This is a genomic window from Nocardiopsis sediminis, from assembly GCF_042650565.1.
Lineage (GTDB): Bacteria > Actinomycetota > Actinomycetes > Streptosporangiales > Streptosporangiaceae > Nocardiopsis_B > Nocardiopsis_B sediminis.
In genome coordinates this window covers 126,501-140,254 of the sequence record NZ_JBHSBH010000010.1, presented here as the reverse complement: position 1 = coordinate 140,254, position 13,754 = coordinate 126,501, and the positions used below count along the sequence as shown (strand labels likewise).

12 protein-coding genes are annotated in these 13,754 nt (G+C 74.9%); 3 read left to right on the top strand and 9 right to left on the bottom strand.

The window, feature by feature from the left end:
• Positions 1-12 precede the first annotated feature (12 nt).
• Together ACFOVU_RS15610 and ACFOVU_RS15605 are read right to left on the bottom strand one after the other, a co-directional pair.
• Positions 13-624, bottom strand: coding sequence for a TetR/AcrR family transcriptional regulator (locus ACFOVU_RS15610; protein WP_378534260.1), 612 nt, complete (start codon positions 622-624; stop codon positions 13-15).
• A gap of 16 nt (positions 625-640) precedes the next feature.
• On the bottom strand, positions 641-1,633 hold the full coding sequence (locus tag ACFOVU_RS15605; protein WP_378534259.1) for an alpha/beta fold hydrolase: 993 nt from the start codon (positions 1,631-1,633) through the stop codon (positions 641-643).
• A gap of 236 nt (positions 1,634-1,869) precedes the next feature.
• Here ACFOVU_RS15605 and ACFOVU_RS15600 point away from each other — a divergent pair, with 236 nt between their 5' ends.
• Complete coding sequence (locus ACFOVU_RS15600; RefSeq protein WP_378534257.1) at positions 1,870-2,394, top strand: N-acetylmuramoyl-L-alanine amidase; 525 nt, start codon at positions 1,870-1,872, stop codon at positions 2,392-2,394.
• A 97-nt stretch (positions 2,395-2,491) separates the two neighbouring features.
• Positions 2,492-3,685, top strand: coding sequence for an alcohol dehydrogenase catalytic domain-containing protein (locus ACFOVU_RS15595; RefSeq protein WP_378534255.1), 1,194 nt, complete (start codon positions 2,492-2,494; stop codon positions 3,683-3,685).
• A gap of 12 nt (positions 3,686-3,697) precedes the next feature.
• Here ACFOVU_RS15595 and ACFOVU_RS15590 read toward each other — a convergent pair whose 3' ends face one another.
• The 3 genes from ACFOVU_RS15590 to ACFOVU_RS15580 all read right to left on the bottom strand — a co-directional run bounded on the left by ACFOVU_RS15590 (position 3,698) and on the right by ACFOVU_RS15580 (position 6,835).
• Entirely contained in the window at positions 3,698-4,294 is a 597-nt protein-coding gene (locus ACFOVU_RS15590; protein ID WP_378534253.1) for a TetR/AcrR family transcriptional regulator, read from the bottom strand.
• A gap of 79 nt (positions 4,295-4,373) precedes the next feature.
• Entirely contained in the window at positions 4,374-5,795 is a 1,422-nt protein-coding gene (gene mftF, locus ACFOVU_RS15585; RefSeq protein WP_378534251.1) for a mycofactocin biosynthesis glycosyltransferase MftF, read from the bottom strand.
• 221 nt (positions 5,796-6,016) lie between these two features.
• Entirely contained in the window at positions 6,017-6,835 is an 819-nt protein-coding gene (locus ACFOVU_RS15580; protein ID WP_378534249.1) for a lipase family protein, read from the bottom strand.
• A gap of 229 nt (positions 6,836-7,064) precedes the next feature.
• On the opposite strand from ACFOVU_RS15580, the gene ACFOVU_RS15575 reads away from it, so the two are divergent.
• Complete coding sequence (locus ACFOVU_RS15575; protein ID WP_378534247.1) at positions 7,065-8,078, top strand: alpha/beta hydrolase; 1,014 nt, start codon at positions 7,065-7,067, stop codon at positions 8,076-8,078.
• 195 nt (positions 8,079-8,273) lie between these two features.
• On the opposite strand, the gene ACFOVU_RS15570 is transcribed toward ACFOVU_RS15575, so the two are convergent.
• From ACFOVU_RS15570 to ACFOVU_RS15555, 4 genes are all read right to left on the bottom strand, one after another.
• Positions 8,274-9,041 (bottom strand): glucose 1-dehydrogenase, encoded by a 768-nt coding sequence (locus tag ACFOVU_RS15570; RefSeq protein WP_378534245.1) that lies wholly within the window; start codon positions 9,039-9,041, stop codon positions 8,274-8,276.
• Between the two features lie 267 nt (positions 9,042-9,308).
• Positions 9,309-10,460 (bottom strand): tryptophan dimethylallyltransferase family protein, encoded by a 1,152-nt coding sequence (locus ACFOVU_RS15565; protein WP_378534243.1) that lies wholly within the window; start codon positions 10,458-10,460, stop codon positions 9,309-9,311.
• A gap of 64 nt (positions 10,461-10,524) precedes the next feature.
• Positions 10,525-12,057, bottom strand: a complete 1,533-nt coding sequence (locus ACFOVU_RS15560; RefSeq protein ID WP_378534241.1) for a cytochrome P450 — start codon at positions 12,055-12,057, stop codon at positions 10,525-10,527.
• A 4-nt stretch (positions 12,058-12,061) separates the two neighbouring features.
• The coding region (locus tag ACFOVU_RS15555) for a thioester reductase domain-containing protein (RefSeq protein ID WP_378534239.1) at positions 12,062-13,754 on the bottom strand (1,693 nt) is incomplete at its 5' end.

The following is a 13,754-nucleotide window of genomic DNA, read 5'->3' as shown; positions in this document are numbered from 1 at the left end:
CCGCAGCTCCCATCAGGCGCGGGCGGTGCGGCGGATGAGGTCGATGACGGCGTCCGCGGCCTCGTCGAGGCGGTAGCCGGGGTCCTCGATGGATTCGGCGACCACGGCGTCGATCGCGCCGTTGACCATGATCGCGAGCGTGCGGGCGTCGGCCGACCCCCGGTACTCGCCCGTGGCCTGCGCGCGTTCGATGAGCGACGCGAGCACCTGCCATCGCGACGCCGAGGCCGGGGAGTCCTCGATCCGGGTCTCCTCGGGCGTGCGCAGGGCTTCGGTGATCATCCGGACGTGGTCGGGGTGCTCGGCCATGTAGCCGATCACCCCGGCGGCATAGGCCTCGACCGCGGCGCCGGGGGTGGCGGCGGCCTCGACGCGCGGGCCGACGTGGGCGGCGAGCCGCTCCACGACCGACCGGTAGGCCGCCTCCACCACCGCGTTCTTGGACGCGAAGTGGTAGAGGACGGCGGCCTTGGAGATCGAGGCGGCGGCGGCGATGCGCGAGAGGGAGGTCGCGGCGTAGCCGTGCTCGGCGACGAGCGCGATGGTCAGGCCGATCAGCTGATCGCGGCGGGCGCGCTCGGTGATGGTCGGCCGCCGGGCCGGCGCAGCGCGGCGTTCGGGCAACGGCGCGTCCTCTCACTCATTCCACGGAATCCAGGAAGGCGGTGAGGTCGGCCGCGATGGCGTCGGGGTACTCGCCGTTGATGGCGTGCGACGCATCGGGGTAGACCTCCACCGACGACCCGTCGGGCAGTGCCCGGCGCGCGGTCGCGGCCGCCGTCTGCGGGTCGTGCATGACCGACTCCCCCGCGATGAACGCGAGCACCGGCGGTTCCAGGTCGCGGAGCCGCTGTTCGGGGATGCGGGTGGGCTGGGGAAGGCGCAGGGTGTAGGTCTTCATGCCCGACTCGATCATATCGGCCTCAGGGACGTCCTCCACGGGCGCTCCCCCGGCCGTCCAGGAGTTGAAGCCGTCGCGCCAGCTGCGCGGCAGCCAGCTGATCGACGCGGGGATGGACCGGACGATCGTCTCGAGCGGCATGTCGTCGAACACGAACACGGGGTCGACCAGGGTCACGCTGGCGATCTTCTCGGGTTCGCGGGTCGCGAGGTTGGCGGCGGTCCAGCCGCCGATGGAGAGGCCGAGCAGGTGCACGCGGTCGTCGGGGAGCGCGCGCAGGGTCTCGTTGAGCCAGCGGGCCTGGTCGGCGTCGGTCTCGATCGGGCGGTCCTGGACGCTCATGCCGGGTTCGCCGAGCAGGTCGATGGTGTAGACGTCGCGCGCCTCCAGCAGCGCGGGCAGGTTGTCGGCCCATACGGGGGTGGCGGAGGCGCGGCCGGGGAGCAGCACCAGGGGGGCGCCCTCAGCGGGGCCGTCGAAGCGGTAGACGCGCACGATTCCGTAGCCGGTCCGGACGTCGAGCGTCGCGTCGGGCTCGGGCAGGCCGGCCATGGCCCGCTCGTAGGTCGCGGTGAAGGCGTCCTTGGCGTCGGCGGAGGCGAAGTGGCCGACGGGTGCCGTGCCGCGACCGGCGAGGCCGGCGGCCGCGAGGACGGCGGTGGCGACGCAGAGGGCCGTCAGGACGCGGCGGCGCCTGCGCGGAGCGCCGGGTGAGCCAGATGAGCCGGACAATGTGGTCTCCTAACCGATCGGTAGTTAATCTAACCGATCGGTAAGTCAACCACAATCGGCGACCACCCCGGACACCGCGAAGACGGCGCGCCCCCCGCGACACCATCGACGAGAAGAGTATCGTCGCAGGTCAGAGCGGTTTCTGAGCGTTCTGAAGCGGAGCGACTCCACCGATCGCCCTGGGTCCACCCGCTCCGGCACGCGCGCGGAGCACATCCCGGCCAGGAGGCCCGCACATGATCGACATCGTCTCCCGCGCAGCGTGGGGCGCGCGCCCGCCGCTGGAGCGCACCCCGGTCCCGCTCTCCGAGCGCACCGAGTTCATGGTTCACCACTCCGAAACGCCCACGACCGAGACCGTGAAGCAGATCCAGGACGTCCATATGGACGAACGCGGCTGGTCCGACATCGGCTACAACTTCCTGATCGACAGCAACGGCCGCATCTACGAGGGCCGCGGCTGGACCACCCAGGGCGCGCACTGCCCCAATCACAACCGGTCGGCTATCGGCGCGTGCGTCATCGGCACCTACTTCACCGTGCTGCCCTCGGCGAAGGCGCTGGCGTCCTTGCAGGCGCTCTACGCCGAGGCCAACCATCAGACCGGCCGGACGCTGACGCGCATGGGCCACCGCGACGGCCGCGACACCGACTGCCCCGGTGACGCGCTCTACGCATGGGTGCACTCGACCCTCGGCCACGACGCTCCCGGCCCGCCCCCGCCGCAGCCTCCTGGCGCCGACACCCTGGAATGGCCCTGACCCCGCCGGGCCGGGTGGCACGGACGCACCTACGCCTGCTCCTATAACACCTGTCATAATCGGTCGGGTCCCACCCTCTCGACCACAGGAGCAGCACATGCCCGACCACCCCGTGCCCGCAGGCCGGGCGCGCCCGGAGCCGGCCGCCGAGACCGTGCGGGAGCTGCTGTTCCACCGCGCCGGCGTCCTGGGCTGGGGCGAGCGCCCGGCGCCCGTGCTCCAGGAGCCCACCGACGCGATCGTGCGCCCCTTCGTCGCCGGGCGCTGCGACGGCGACACCCTGCCCATCCACCGCTCCGTCTCCCGCGCGATGCAGGCCGGCCTGGCCCTGGGGGCGATCGACCCGGTGGTGGGCAGCATCTGCGGCAGGGTGCCCTTCCAGGGCCCCTTCGCGATCGGCCACGAATGCGTGGCCGAGGTCGTCGGTGTCGGCGACGGCGTGACCGGGCTGCGCCCCGGCGACCGGGTGGTGGTGCCCTGGTCGGTCTCCTGCGGCACCTGCGAACACTGCGAGCGGGGCCTGACGTCCAAGTGCTCCACCACCGCCCGCTCCACCCTGGCCGCCTTCGGCTTCGGCCCGGCCAGCGGCGACTGGGGCGGCATGGTCACGGACACCTTCCGCGTGCCCTTCGCCGACCACATGCTCGTCCCGGTCCCCGATACGGTCCCGTCGCTGCGGGTGGCCGCGGCCGCCGACAACCTCGCCGACGCCTGGCGCACCGTGGCCGGCCCCCTGGCCGCGCGCGAGGGCGGGACGGTCCTGGTGCTGGGCGGCGGGGCCAAGAGCATCGGCCTCTACGCCGCGGGGCTGGCCGTGGCCCTCGGCGCCTCCGAGGTCGACTACCTCGACGACAACCCCCGGCGCCGGGAGATCGCGGACGCGTTCGGCGCCCGGTCGCGCCCGCTCACCGCCCGGGGGACGCTGCCGCGCCGGGGCGGCTACGACGTCGCGGTGGAGGCGACCTCCCGGTCCTATGGGGTGCAGCGAGCCGTGCGGGCGCTGGCGCCGGGCGGGGTGTGCACCGCCGTGGGCTACTACGTGGGGCGCACGACGCGGGTGCCGCTGATGCGCATGTACGCCAACGACGCCACCCTGCGCCTGGGGGTGTCCCACCCGCGGGCTCTGCTGCCCGAGCTGCTGGGCTTCGTCGCCGAGACCGGTTTCCCCGCCGAGCGGGTCACGACGCTGACCGCCGACTGGGACGACGCCCCCGGCGCCTACGCCGCCCGCTCCACCAAGGTCGTGCTGCACCGCGCCCCGCTGTGGGCCCGGGAGCCACAGGAAGCCTAGAGCGGGGTGTGCTCAGGGGCCGACCGCCGCGGCCAGCAGCTCCTCCAGCTGTGCCGCGGTGTCGTCCAGGGGCCGGATGTCGCGCTTGGCCCGGCACATGGCAACGGTGCCCTCGACCGCGGCGACCACCAGCGTGGCCAGCCGGGCGGCCCGGTCCTCCGCGACCCCCTGGCCCACCAGCGACCGTGCCAGGAGCGCCTCCCACTCGGCGAACACCTCCGCGGCGGCGGCCACCGCCCCGGACTCTGCCTGCGCGGGCTGCTCCTCCACGGCCACGGCGAGGACGGGGCAGCCCGCGCGGAAGTCGCTGTCGAGCACGGTGGCGCGCCACAGGTCCAGGAACGCCCGCAGCCCCGCGACCGGCCCGGCCGCCAGTTCGCGGGTCAGCGTGGCGCTCACGTACCCGCCCGCGAAGCGGACGGCCTCGGCGGCCAGCTGCTGCTTGCCCCCGGGGAAGTAGTGGTAGGTCGAGCCCAGCGGGGTCTGGGCGTGGGCGGCCAGCTCGCGCACCGAGGTGGACGCCAGGCCGCGGCGGCGGATCATGTCGGCCGCCCCGGCGACCATGCGCCGCCGAGCACCGGAGCCCTCCTTGGAGCCCTCCTTGCCCACGCGCCCACCTCCCCTGTTCCCTGCTCCTATCGGTCGTCCCACGATAGCGAGGCCCCGCCCGGCGGTTGATCCCCTCGGGTCACCGAGCCGGCCCCGGGCGGCCGGGCGCCTGGGCGAAGCGAGGGCGCAGAGCCGCGGTGGAGCGGCCCTTGAGGGCGGAGAGCCACACGCCGCTCCCGTAGGCCAGATCGTCCAGGCGCCGGGCGATGCCGTAGCGGAGGGGGTCCAGGCGGGCGCGGTCGCGGCGGTATTCGAGCACGACGTCGGTCAGGGCGGCGGCCGCCGCGGCCCGGCGGATGCGGCGCGATGCGACGCAGCCGACCGCCGTCAGTGGCCACCAGTGCCGGGTCAGCAGCGCCGAGGCCTGCGCCAGGGCCGCCACGGCGCCGTGGGCCGTCAGCCCCAGCGCCAGCGCCAGCCGGTAAGGCTCCCGGGTGCCGGAGAGCTTGCGGGCGATCCTGACGGTGGTGACCCCGAACACCGCTGCCGCGGCGGGCAGCGACCAGCGCCGCTGCGCGAGCAGGGCGAGGAGGAGTGCGGTGCTCCACGGGGCGAGCACGGCGGGGGCGATGAAGCGCGGATGGCGTTCGGCCAGCGGGTGGGCCCCCGTTCCGTACACCGCCTTGCGCAGGAACCAGTCGTGGAAGCGGACCCGGTGGTCGTGGGCGGCCGCCACGGCCGGCTCGTAGCGGACCCGCCAGCCGCCCTCGATCAGCCGCCAGCACAGGTCGACGTCCTCCCCGACCCGCATCCGCTCGTCGAACCCCTCGCCCAGGGCGTCCACCCGCGCCACGGCGCAGGCCGTCGGCGCCCAGGAGACGGGGCTGCCGGGGCGCACGGCGGCGGGGTGGGCGCCCAGGTCGAGCGAGGAGCGGGCGTTTTCGTAGCGCCCGATCCAGGTCGCGGAGCCGCGGGTCGCCAGGGCGGTGATGCGGGGCACGGCCATGGCCACCCGGGGGTCGGCGAAGTGCCGGAGCAGGGTGGGGACCGTATCGGGGGCCGGGACCACGTCGGAGTCGGCGAAGACCACGTAGGGGCTCGTCACGAGCCGCAGCCCTGCGTTGCGGGCCGCCGCGGGGCCGGCGTTGACGCGGAGGGGGACGAGGGTGGCCCCGTGCCGGGCGGCGGTGGCCGCGACGGCCTCCGGGCGGTGCGAGGCGTCGTCCACGACGATGACCTGGCCGCCGGTTCCGATGGCGGTGAGCAGGCGGTCGAGTTCCCGGGGGCGGTCGCGGACCGGGATGACGAACGTGTACCGGGGGTCGGCCGGCTGCGGGAGCGTGGCGGCGACGGGGTCGGCCAGGCCGGCGTCGAGCAGCCGCTCGGCCAGCAGCGCGCTCGCCGGGCCGGCCACGCGCACTTCCCGCCCCGCCACGAGCGGGCGGGCGCGGGCGGTGAGCCGCAGCAGGCGGGTGGGGAACCCGCCCAGGAGCGCCCGGCCGCCGTCGACGACCCGCGTATGCCGGTCGAGCCGGACCGTGAAGCCGTGGGGAAGGGGCATCGGCGCTGCGCCTCCGTCTGGAGTCCCCGCGCCGCATCCGGCCGCGAAGGATCCGGCGCATCGGTCGCCCCGACGCTATCCGACCCGCCGATCCCGTCATAGGGAGCGTGCGCCGGAGAATGGGCCGACCACCCGCCGCGCAACGTGACCCGCTCGGCGGGAAGAGGGTCGGTGTACGCCCTCGATCGCGACGGCCTCGGCGGCGTCGGCGATCGGCCGCGTCAGCCCGCGGCGGCGTCGAGGCGGGCCAGGTAGGCGTCCATGAGGTGGTCGCGGATGCCGTCGGCGCCGGGGGCGAACATGTCGGCGGTGTGGCCTTTGACCTGGTCGGTGAAGCCGCCCAGGAGCGAGGGGGGCTTGTCGCGCAGGCGGCCGTCGGCGTCGAAGTACTTCATCTCGGCGACGTGGCGGTAGAGGGGTTCGGGCGGGACCTGGGCGACGACGTCGCTGTTGTTGACGAAGCGGTACGTGCGGCCGGTGAAGGCGTCGTCGTAGGCGGAGGCCAGTGCGGTGTCGCAGGTGCGCGGCTGGCCGAAGGTGTAGACGCCGTCGGCGAGCATGCCGTCGCAGAAGTGGGAGCGGGCGGCGGCGAGCATGGCCAGGGCTCCGCCGAGGCTGTGGCCGGTGAACCAGAGCGACTGCCCGTTGGTGCGGAACTCCTGCACCGCGGCGAGGATGTCGGGGTAGACGGCGTCCAGGGCGGCGCTGAAGCCCCAGTGGACCCGTCCCGTGGCCCCGGGGTTGGGGACGAGGGCGGCGTTGGTGTCGGAGAGGAAGTCGCGGATCTCCTTGGTCTCGGTGCCGCGGAAGGAGGTGACGACCATGGAGTCGCTGGCCATGGTGTAGGCCTGGGTGTCCTCCAGGGGGAAGGGCTGGGTGAAGGGCACCTCGAAGGAGCGGACACGGTCGAACCCCCACTCGCGTGCGGTCTCCTCGACCTGGCCGGGCTCGCCGTAGGCGAGCTTGGCGGCGTAGGCCAGGTTGCGGGCGTGCGCGATCCGGTAGCCGGTGGCCGTGTGGTCGAACGCGATCGCGGTCATGGGTCTCCCCACCGTTTCGTCTTCGGTCCGTCGTCACTTTCCGGAGTCGATCCTATCCATTGCGTGTTCGACCGCGGGGGCGAACAGCCGTTTCCGTGCCGGTCGTCTGGGCAGCGGGGGCGGCAGGGGCTTGAACGCCCGTGCTGCGCGGGCACCGACGGCTACGCCGTCGGTCGGCCCGAGCGGCGCACCCGCCCGGCACCGCGCCCCCGGAAAGGAAGGCAGCGCCATGTCGTCGAACCGAGTCGTCCTGGAGCAGGCCGCCCAGGAAATCGCGGACGCCACCGCCACACCGCCCTTCATCTACCAGCTGCCGCCCGAGGAGGGCCGCCAGCTCCTGGAGGACATGCAGTCCGGGGAGGGCGTGCCCAAACCCGAGGTCGATGACGAGTGGGTGACCGTGCGGGGCGGCCCCACCGGGCAGGTCCCCGTGCGCATCGTGCGCCCCGCCGGCAGCTCGGGAACGCTGCCCGTGGTGCTCTACATCCACGGCGCCGGCTGGGTGTTCGGCAGCGCCGCGACCCACGACCGGCTGGTGCGGGAGATCGCGGTGCGCACCGGGTGCGCGGTCGTGTTCCCCGAATACGACCGCTCCCCGGAGGCGCGGTACCCGATCGCCGTGCAGCAGTGCTACGCGGTCGCCGAGTGGGTGGTGTCCGAGGGCATCGGCCAGCGGCTGGACGCCTCGCGCATGGCGGTCTGCGGCGACTCCGTCGGCGGCAACATGGCCATCGCCATGACCATGCTCGCCAAGGAGGTCGGCAACATCGGGTTCGCCGGCCAGGCCCTGTTCTACCCGGTGACCGACGCGAGCTTCGACACCGAGTCCTACCACGAGTTCGCCGACGGGTTCTACCTCACCCGCGAGGCCATGATCTGGTTCTGGGACCAGTACACCACCGACCAGAACGACCGCGAGCAGATCACCTGCTCGCCCCTGCGGGCCAGCATGGACCAGCTCACGGGTCTGCCGCCGGCGATGGTGATCACCGGCGAGGCCGACGTGCTGCGCGACGAGGGCGAGGCCTACGCGGCCCGGCTGCGCGAGGCGGGCGTTCCCGTCTCCGCGCTCCGCTGCCAGGGCATCATCCACGACTTCGTGATGCTGGACGACCTGCGCGACACCAGCGCCTGCACGGCGGCCATGGAGATGTCCAGCCTGTTCCTGCGCCGTGTGCTCGACACCGGCGGCGCCGCGATCCCGCGTCAGGCGGGCGCCCGGACCACGGCCCCGACCCGCTGACGCGGCACGGCCGCCGACCCGGAAAGTCCTCGGGCCTCCAGGGGATTCAGAGGCCCGAGGACGCCGGGGATGCCCGCGCCCGGGATCCGGGGAGACCGGGAGGACCGGCCCGGGCGGCGGGCGCCCACTATGGGCGCCCGCCGCCCGGGCCGGGACCGTGCCGGGCCCCGTCCGGCACGGTCGCGCGGGCTCCGGTCAGCCCAGCCCGCCCGTGGCCCGCAGGTTCTGGCCGGTGAGCCAGCGCGCGTCGGGCCCGGCGAGGAACGCGACCACATCGGCGATGTCCGCCGGCCGGCCGAGCCGGCCCAGCGGCGTCATGGCCGCGATCCGGCCCAGCGACTCCGGGGGGTTGTTGCCGAAGAGCAGGTCGGTCTCGACCGGCCCCGGCGAGACCGTGTTAACGGTGATCCCGCGTTCGGCGAACTCCACCGCGGCCACCCGCGTGAACTGCTCCAGCGCCGCCTTGCTCGCCGCATAGGCCGCCGCACCCGGCTCGGCCAGGGCCGTGTTGAGCGAGGAGATGTTCACGACCCGGCCGCCGTCGCGCATCCGCAGCCCCGCCTCGCGCAGCGCGAAGAGCGGGGCCTTGGCGTTGACCGCCATGATGTCGTCGTAGTCGGCTTCGGTGATGTCGGCGATGGGGGCGGTGGAGATCGTCCCGGCGTTGTTGACGAGGATGTCCAGGCCGCCGAACTCCTCGGCCGCGACATCGAAGAGCCGGACGATGTCCGGCAGCGCCCGCAGGTCGACCCGCACGGCTTCGGCCCGGCCGCCGGCGGCGCGGATGTCGGCGGCCACCTCGTCGGCGGCGTCACCGTCGACGAGGTAGCCCAGCGCCACCGCCGCGCCGTCGCGCGCCAGGCGCAGGGCGATGGCCCGGCCGATCCCCCGCGATCCGCCGGTGACGATCGCGACCGCCCCGGCGAGCGGCGGCGTCCGCGCCCCCGGCGTCTCGGTTGCCACTGGCCCCGGGCCGCCCGGCGGGTCGGGTGGTCGTAGTCCTGGCATGGGTCGGTTCATCGTTCTCTCCATCGGGGGGCACGCGCCCGGCCGGGGCGGCGGCGCACCGCCCGCCGGGCCGGGGGTGGGTTCTGGGGGCGTCGGGTCGGGGGGCCGGGCGATCGCGGGTCCGTCATCCGCGCGTCACCGTCCTTTCGGTCGGGCTCAGGTACAGGAGCCCTGCCGTCTGCGGGGACCGTGCGCGGCGATGCCGCGCGGGTGGCTACGGGGTCAGGCATAGAGGCCGGGGGCGACGTAGCAGGAGAACCGCGGCTCTCCGCCGGGCGGGGCGGGCCGGTAGGCGACGAAGTTCTGGTTGCGGGTCGAGGCGAGCGGCAGGTCGGCCGACGCATCGAGGAAGGCCGTGTACGGTGCGGGGTCGATCCCCTCCTTGCGCAGGAAGGCGGCGGTGCGGTCGCGGGCCGAGAGGTCGTCGGGGAACTCCGGGATCATCGGCACGTACAGCATGGCGCCCGCGGGCGCGCTTCCCCCCTGCCGGAACGCGAAGCAGGTCGTGGGCGGCTTGCCGAACGGCGGCGCCGAGTGGCCGGTGATGGCCTCCAGCGCCGCGGCGAACGCGCCGGGCACGTGGCCGTCGGCGATCGCGGCCTGGCGGTCGATGGTCCGCGCGTCGTGGACCGGGTATTGCAGGTAGACCTTGACCCGGGCGCGGTCGGGGGCGGTGAGGTCGAGCGCCAGCGCCCCGATCCGGCCCGCTCCCCCGAACGCGTCGGCGTGGTCGATCGTCCGCTGCCAGGCCTCCCCCAGCCCGAGGCGGGCCATGGCCGCGCCGACGACGTCGCGGGCCTGCCCGGAGCCGCCGACGTGCGGGTCCAGGTAGACCTTGAACAGCGGGTCGGCCCCCGGGCGGACCGCGACCCCGTGCATCATCCAGTAGTGCTCGCGGGGCGTGGCCGAGCGGAAGAGGTCTTCGAGCGCGAGCACCTGGGACAGGTCGACACCGGGCCGGCCGGCGATGGCGCGCAGGTGCGCCCAGGCGAGTTCCTGGTTGGCGGCCGGGCCCGGAGGGTCGGCCAGCACCTCCCCCGTGATCCGCAGTTCGGCGGCGCCGCCGCTCCAGGACGCCGACAGCTCGAAGGGTGAGCCGTCGGCGGCGGCGTAGCAGCGCCATGTGGGCGCGGCGATGGGGGCCTGCGCCCACACCCCCCACACCTCGGTGAGCAGGGCGGCGACGTCGCGCGCCTCGGCGGGCGGCCGCCCCAGGGACGCGAGGCAGCGGCCGGCCTTGTCGATGGCCGCCCCCAGGACGGAGGTCCCCGCCGGGTAGCGGTCGCCGGCCGGCCGCAGCGGGTGGTGCCGCGGCAGCGGCCCGCTGCTGACGAAGGGGTCCCCACCGGCCTGCACCGGATACACGCTGGTCACGTAGTGGTGTCCTCTCTTCTCGGGTGTGTCTCGCGCGGGTACGGGGCGCCGGCCCCTTCGGGCCTCACCACGCCACCGGGAGGTGCCGCAGGATCCGCACCTGGATGCCCTCCCGGAACTCCATCTCCTCCGGCGGCACGGCGGGGCGCAGGCCCGGGAGCCGGGTGAACAGCGTGCGCAGCCCCTCCTCCAGTTCGGCCTTTGCGAGGGCGGCCCCCACGCAGCGGTGGACCCCGTGGCCGAAGGCGATGTGCGGGTTGCGCTCGCGGTGGAAGTCGAGGCGGTCGGGGTCGCCGAAGGCCGCGGTGTCGCGGTTGGCGGAGGTCAGTACCGGGAGCACCGCCTCGCCGGCGCGGATCAGTGTGCCGCTGAGCTCCACGTCCTCGCGGGCGTAGCGGGCGAAGGCGACGTGGGCGTCCAGCGGCACGAACCGCAGCAGCTCCTCGACCGCTTTGGGCAGCAGGCCGGGGTCGGCCCGGAGTTCGGCGTGGGCGTCGGGGTGGGTGAAAAGGACGTGCACGGAGTTCATGAGCTGCGCCGAGGTGGTCTCGTATCCGGCGATCAGCAGCACGCTGACGAGTTCGACGAGCTCCTGCTCGCTGAACGCGCCGGTGTCGTCGTGCACCTGGATCATGGCGCTGATGAGGTCGTCGGCGGGCGTCTCGCGGCGCTGGGCGACCAGCCCGGTGATGTAGTCGTAGAGCGCGTCGGTGCGGGTGCGGATCTCCTCGACGCTGAGCGCGGTGGTGCTGGAGAACGCGTCGAGCCACAGCCGGAACGTCGGCCGGTCGTCGAAGGGCACGCCCAGCAGCTCGCAGATGACCAGGGCGGTCAGGGGCAGGGCGAAGTCCTCCACCAGGTCGCCGGGTGCGCCGCGGGACTCCATGGCGGCGATCAGGTCCTCGCTCATGCGCCGGATGCGGGGGCGCAGCGCGTCGACCCGCCGGGTGGTGAAGGCGCGGGCGAGCGGTTTGCGCAGCCGGGTGTGGTCGGGCGGGTCGGTGCCCAGGATGCTGGTGCGGACCGGGAGCGGGGTCAGCCGCGATTCGTCGTTCTCGGCCACCAGCGCCCGGCTGAACCGGGGGTCGCCGATCACGGTCTTGACGTCGTCGTAGCGGGTGATCAGCCAGGCGTCGTCGCCGTAGGGGACGCGCACGCGCAGGACGGGCCGGTGCTCGCGCAGTTCGGCGTAGACGGGGTCCATCTGGAGGCGCACGTAGTCGCGGAAGGGGTAGGCGACGGGGCCGGTGGCGGTGCGGACGTCGGGCAGGGCGCCGGGGCCGGCCGCGTGTGCCCGGTCCGTGACCGGGCACCGCGCCTCGGACGCCGGTCCGCCGTCGGCGCCGGCGGGCCGGGCGGCGTCGGCGGGCGCGGGGGCGGCGTCGGCGCCTCCCGTTCCGGGGGTCTTCAGGCGGGCAGGCCGCAGGTCGGTCCAGGTCCGCTCGATGTGGTCCAGGCAGGCGGCCCGGCCGGCGCGGCCGTGGCGCACCGTCCAGCCGGGCGGGACATCGGCGAACGCGGGCCACAGCGAGTGCTGCCCGTCGTCGTTGACGAGGACGAGATAGGAGCCGTCGGGGTCCTCGAACGGGTTGCTCACGCGATCATGCCTTTCGCAGGTCGTGGCGGCCCCCGGCCGGGGACGCCCCGGAGGGGCAGGCGGGTGCGGGGAAGAAGCCGGCCCGGGTGAGGTGGCCGATGTAGCGGGCCAGGAGTTCGGGGTCGACGGCCGTGGCGGCGATCCCGCTGCCGGCCAGGCCCGCGTCGGTGTTGGTCCGGTCGAAGCGCAGCCCGCCGAAGGCGAACACGGTGGGCAGCACGTCGGCGAGCAGCGCGGCGGCCTCCAGGCCGGTGCCCGGTGCGTGCTCGCCGGCTCGTTGCGCCAGCCGCTGCCGCCACTGCGCATCGGGCAGCGGGGCGAGCCGGTGGCCGACGCCGCGCAGCGCGTCGGAGATCATGCGGAACGGGACCGGGTGGGGGCACGTCAGGTGGTGGGTGCGGCCCACGGCCCCGGGGTGCTGGGAGATCCGCACGACCATGCGCGCCACCTGGTCGACCGGGACGAGGTCGACCAGCGCGTCGTCGCGGGTGGCGCTCGCCGGAACGGCGCCGAGCACGATCATGGCGCGCACCAGGTGCCACAGGGTGTCGTCGGTGCCGCCGATCCCGGTCAGCGAGTGCCCGGCGATCCGCCCGGCCCGGTGCACCGTGACGGGCAGGCCGTGGGCGGCCGCGGCGTCCAGCAGCTCCTCGGCCACCCACTTGCCGGCGACGTAGCCGCTGGGCAGGACGGCGGTGGCGGGCGGGCGGCGGTCCTCGGGGAGCACGGCGGGGTTGCCGTCGTGGGCGACGGCCACCGCCGCGGTCGACACGAAGTGCACCGGGACCGCCCGCCCGCGGGCCGCCAGCCGGATGACCTCCTGGGTGCCGTGGACGTTGTGGGGGCGCAGCCGCGCGTAGGGCTCGACCGCGCTGACGCGTGCGCCGTTGTGGTAGATCGCGTCGATGCGCCCGGCGAGTTCGCTGAAGCGCTCCTCGGTGAGGCCGAGCAGCGGCCGGGCGAGGTCGCCGGGGACCGGGGTGATCCGCGCGCCGTCGGCCGGTCCGGGTCCCACCCCGTGGCGGAGCATGTTGCGTCGGATGCGGTCGGCACCGGCCGCCTCGTCGTCGGCGCGGACCAGGCAGTGCACGGTGGCGCGGGTGCGGTCGAGCAGTTCGCGCAGGAGAGCGGCGCCGAGGAACCCGGTGGCGCCGGTGAGCAGGATGTGCTCGGGGTCGGCGTTGCGGGCGAGGTCGGCCGCCCCGGCGGCGCCGATGGCGATGCGCGGGTCCAGGACGGCGTCGGCGGCCAGGGCGACGGCGGGGTCGGGGCCGGTGTGGCCGGAGGGATCCGCATCGTGCGGTCCCGCGGCGGCCTCGGCCTCCTGGGCGATCGCCGCGACGGTCTGGAGTTCGAAGAGCCGGCGCACCGTCAGCTCGGCGCCGGTGCGGTCGCGGACGCCGCTGAGCAGCCGCGGGACGAGCAGCGAGTGGCCGCCGAGGTCGAAGAACCCGTCGTCGGCGGCGACCCGCTCCGGGGGCAGGCCCAGGACGTCGGCGAACAGGGCGCACAGGGTGCGTTCGAGCGGGGTGCGCGGGGGCCGTCCGGCGGCGGTGGCGCCGTAGAGCGGGGCGGGCAGCGCGGCCTTGTCGACCTTGCCACTGGGCAGGGTGGGCAGCGACGGCAGCGGGACGACGGCGGCGGGGGTCAGGTAGCCGGGCAGGTGGTCGGCGGCGTGCCGGCGCAGTTCGGCGGCG